Source organism: bacterium (genome assembly GCA_026398675.1).
In the GTDB taxonomy this organism is placed as follows: Bacteria; RBG-13-66-14; RBG-13-66-14; order RBG-13-66-14; family RBG-13-66-14; genus RBG-13-66-14.
Genome location: JAPLSK010000245.1, coordinates 1 through 4,085, shown reverse-complemented (window position 1 = coordinate 4,085; position 4,085 = coordinate 1). Strand labels below are relative to the sequence as shown.

Genomic DNA, 4,085 nt, shown 5'->3' with positions numbered 1-4,085 from the left:
CCATTCGTCGCTACTACTCCAACGCCTTCACCGACCGGGCCAAGCAGGTCCTGGAGCAGGCGGTGCTGGTTGCCGGCGAGCTCGGCTACAATTACATCGGCACCGAACACCTCCTGTTGGGCCTGATTCGCGTCACCGAGGGGGTGGCCTCCCAGGTGCTGGCCCATCTGGGTTTCCAGCCCGAGGACGTCAAGAACGAGCTGGAGTCGCTTTTGGAGGAGAACCGGCGCAAAGAGGTCGCCGCCCCGCGCCGGGCGAAGCGTCCGGCCCGCGAGAAGGGCAAGGAAGAAGAGTCCCTTCTGGACGAGTTCGGCACCGATATGACCGCCCTGGCGCGCCAGGGGAAGATAGACCCGGTCATCGGCCGCGCCGAGGAGACCGAGCGGGTCATCCAGATTCTCTCCCGGCGGAAGAAGAACAACCCCGTCCTCATCGGCCCTCCCGGCGTGGGCAAGACCGCCATCGTCGAGGGCCTGGCCCAGCGCATCGCCGACGGCGACATCCCGCTGACGCTCTCGAACCGGCGGCTCATCTCGCTGGACCTGGGGGCGGTGGTGGCGGGGACCAAGTACCGCGGCCAGTTCGAGGAACGGCTCCAGGGAATCATCCGCGAGCTCAAGAACGCCAAGGACGTCATTCTCTTCATAGACGAGCTGCACACCCTGGTGGGGGCCGGCGGGGCCGAGGGCGCCCTGGACGCCTCCAATATGCTCAAGCCCGCCCTGGCCCGAGGCGAGGTTCAGTGCATCGGTTCCACCACCCTGGACGAGTACCGCAAGTACATCGAGAAGAACGGCGCCCTCGAGCGGCGCTTCCAGACCATTCTCGTGGACCCGCCCACCGCCCGCGAAACCATAGACATACTGAAGGGGCTCCGCGACCGCTACGAGGAGTTCCACAACGTGGAGATTTCCGACGAGGCCATCGAGGCGGCGGTGCGCCTGTCGGACCGTTACATCTCCGACCGCGAGCTGCCCGACAAGGCCATAGACGTGGTGGACGAGGCGGCTTCCAAGGTCCACCTGGCCTGCCTGGTGCCGCCGGCGGAGCTCCGGGACCTGGAGCGCGAGCGCGAGGAGCTGCTACAGCGGCAGACCGAGCCCGGCGACGGCTTCTCCGAGGCGTTGCGCGAACGCGCCCTCGAGCTGGACCGCATTGACCGCGCCATCTCCTTCTCCAAGCGCCGCTGGGAGAGCTCCCTCGAGGAGTCCCGCGGCCTCGTGGACGTGGACGACGTCATGGAGACCATCAGCCGCTGGACCGGGATAAAGATCACCCGCATGGCCGCGGACGAGCAGATGAAGCTCATGCGGATGAAGGACGAGCTTCACCGGCGGGTAGTGGCGCAGGACGAGGCGATAGACGCGGTGACGCGGGCCATCCGCCGCAGCCGCGCCGGCGTCCGCGAGCCCAGCAAGCCCATCGGCACCTTCCTCTTCCTCGGGCCCACCGGCGTGGGCAAAACCGAGCTGGCCAAGACGCTGGCCTGGTTCCTCTTCGACGACGATTCCGCCGTGGTGCGCGTGGACATGAGCGAGTACATGGAGAAGTTCTCGGTCTCGCGGCTCATCGGCGCGCCTCCGGGATACGTGGGCTACGAGGAGGGCGGGCAGCTCACCGAGCGCGTCCGTCGCAAGCCTTACTCCGTCGTGCTCCTCGACGAGATCGAAAAAGCCCACCCCGACGTCTTCGGCCTGCTCTTGCAGGTGATGGACGAGGGGCGGCTGACCGATTCCTTCGGCCGCACCGTCAGCTTCCGAAACACCGTGGTCATCATGACCTCCAACCTCGGCACCCGGGACATCAAGGACATCAACGCCATCGGATTCGGCTCCGACGCCTTCACCGGGGACTACTTCGCCATGCGCGACAAGATCTTGGAGGAGGTCAAGCACCTCTTCAACCCGGAGTTCCTAAACCGGCTGGACGAGACCGTGGTCTTCCACTCCCTGACCAAGGACGACCTGCGGGAGATAGTCAAGCTGCAGCTCAAGAAGATAAAGCTGCGGTTGGCCGAGCAGACCATCGCCATCGAGTTCACCGACCGGTTGTTGGAACGGGTCATCACGGACGGTTTCGAGCCGAAGTTCGGCGCCCGGCCCATCCAACGCGCCATCCAGCGCCTCGTCGAGGACCCACTGTCCGAGGAGCTCCTCAAGGGGACCATCAAGGAGGGCGACCTGATCGAGGTGGACCACTCGGGCGAACAGACGATCTTCACCCCGTCCAAGCTGCCCAGCGCGGTCTAGACGTTTTAAACCCCTGGAATCGAGAGGGAGCGCGTGCGCTCCCTTTTTTTAAGGAAAGCGGATAGCTTTTCGAGTTGGTCGTTCGGTCGAAACCGCCGTGGGGGCGGCAATGCCCGCCGGCGGTGGCACGGTTTTTGCGCAAATAGTCCGGGAGAAGTACGCCTGGCCGCGTTCCGCAAAACCGAGCGAAGCGAGCTATACGAAGTAAAACCTGTGCCACCGCCTCGCTCACGTCGGCGGATTGCTCATATCCGGCCGGCGTCGGGGCCCCTTTCCGGAAGAGGCGGGCCGACCGGAACACAGGGTTTTTTCTGAAACTCGGCCCGAAACCGGCTATACTTCCGTAACCCACCGCCCGGAGGTCCGGCATGCTAAAGCTTTTCGCGGTCCTGGCGCTCATCGCGGCGGCGCCCGCCCTGGCGTCCTTCGTCTACGTCTGCGACGACTCCGAAGCCGCGTACTCGGACCTCGACGTTTACGAGTGCGACGTCTCCTCGGCGGACTCGGCCGACGAGGTCATCTACCTCACCGACGACCCGGACCTGGCCCAGGACGACGAAGAGGTCTGGTACTTCGTGGACGACCCCGACTACGCCGACTTCTACGTGTACTTCACCGACGACCCGGACGCCGCCGACGTGTGGATCATATTCGTGGATATGGGCGACTAGCGCCGGTCGCGTGGAAAGGGCCCCCCGCGGGGCCTTTTTTTCATCCGGTGGCGGCTGTGGTATCATCGGGGCGACGAAAGGGAGGAGGACCGATGGCCGAGATGACGCTCAAAACAGCCCTGGAGGTTGCGCTGGCCAGCGAGACCCAGGCCCGGGAAATCTACGAGACCCTCCACGGGCGGGTCGGCAACCTGATGCTGCGGGACAAGCTGAAATTCCTGGCCGGCGAGGAGCGGAAGCACTACGATATGCTCCGCGCCGTATTTACGGAGAAGATAGGCGGGACGCCGGCGAAGCCCGATCCGTCGCTTTTGCCGCGGATGGTCGTGGAGTTCGACTTCGAGAAGGCGGAGCTGACGGAGCTATGGAAGGCGGCGATGGGCGCGGAGGAGGTCTCCGCCGAGCATTACGAGGGATTAGCCGGGCGGGTGTCGGGCCGGGCGAAGGTCATGTTCAACTACCTGGCCAACGTGGAGCGGAGCCATTACTACCTGTTGAAGAGCGAGTACGACGTCCTGGCGGAGATTGACGAGTACACGCGCACGGACGATTTCCCCTTCGGGATGAACCTGATCAACCTGGGGCCGTAGGTTTATTGCGGCTGGATGGGGTGTGGCGCGGGTCGGGGTGAGGGTTGTTGCGGTTTCCCTCTCCATGTGGGAGAGGGACTAAGGGTGAGGGCTTCCTTTGAAAAAACGGCGGGGATAGGAACCGAGCGCAGCGAGCTACGCCCCCGGCGAATCCCCGCCCTACATTTATGGAGAGGTCGGGGGTAAGGGGTGAAGCGGCCCCCTCTCCCTTCCAGGGAGAGGGTTGGGGTGAGGGTAAGGTGTGAAAACGGCGGCCCGCGGAGGACTCGTCCTACGGGGCCGCCCTACATCATCGCAACATGGGGTGAGGGTCGAGACGTGAAAGCGGCGGGGATTAAAATCCCCGCCCTACATTTAGGGGTATGATGGAGGGATGACGGGCGGGTGTGGACACCCGCCCCTACGTCGTATTGTCGCACGTCGGAATGAACCTCGTTGGGGCCGACCTTCAGGTCGGCCCGTCATATCCCCTCTCCCTTATAGGGAGCGGCGCGCCGACGGGTCAGGGTGAGGGTAAGGTGTGAAAACGGCGGCCCGCGGAGGACTCGTCCTACAGGGCCACCCTACGTTATTCA

3 protein-coding genes are annotated in these 4,085 nt (G+C 64.5%); all 3 read left to right on the top strand.

The features are described 5' to 3' along the window. Positions 1-2,249: ATP-dependent Clp protease ATP-binding subunit (locus NTW26_07735; GenBank protein MCX7022144.1), on the top strand; the 2,249-nt coding region annotated here is incomplete at its 5' end. Between the two features lie 368 nt (positions 2,250-2,617). Continuing rightward, a complete protein-coding gene (locus NTW26_07730; protein ID MCX7022143.1) occupies positions 2,618-2,920 on the top strand; it encodes a hypothetical protein in 303 nt (100 codons plus the stop codon). Between the two features lie 92 nt (positions 2,921-3,012). Beyond that, the gene (locus NTW26_07725) at positions 3,013-3,510 is read left to right on the top strand and encodes a ferritin family protein (GenBank protein MCX7022142.1); all 498 of its coding nucleotides are present in this window, start codon (positions 3,013-3,015) and stop codon (positions 3,508-3,510) included. Positions 3,511-4,085: the final 575 nt, after the last annotated feature.

Excerpts from the sequence above, each read along its gene's own strand:
- NTW26_07730 (MCX7022143.1), top strand. The coding sequence starts at position 2,618 with ATGCTAAAGCTTTTCGCGGTCCTGGCGCTCATCGCGGCGGCGCCCGCC.
- NTW26_07725 (MCX7022142.1), top strand. The coding sequence starts at position 3,013 with ATGGCCGAGATGACGCTCAAAACAGCCCTGGAGGTTGCGCTGGCCAGC.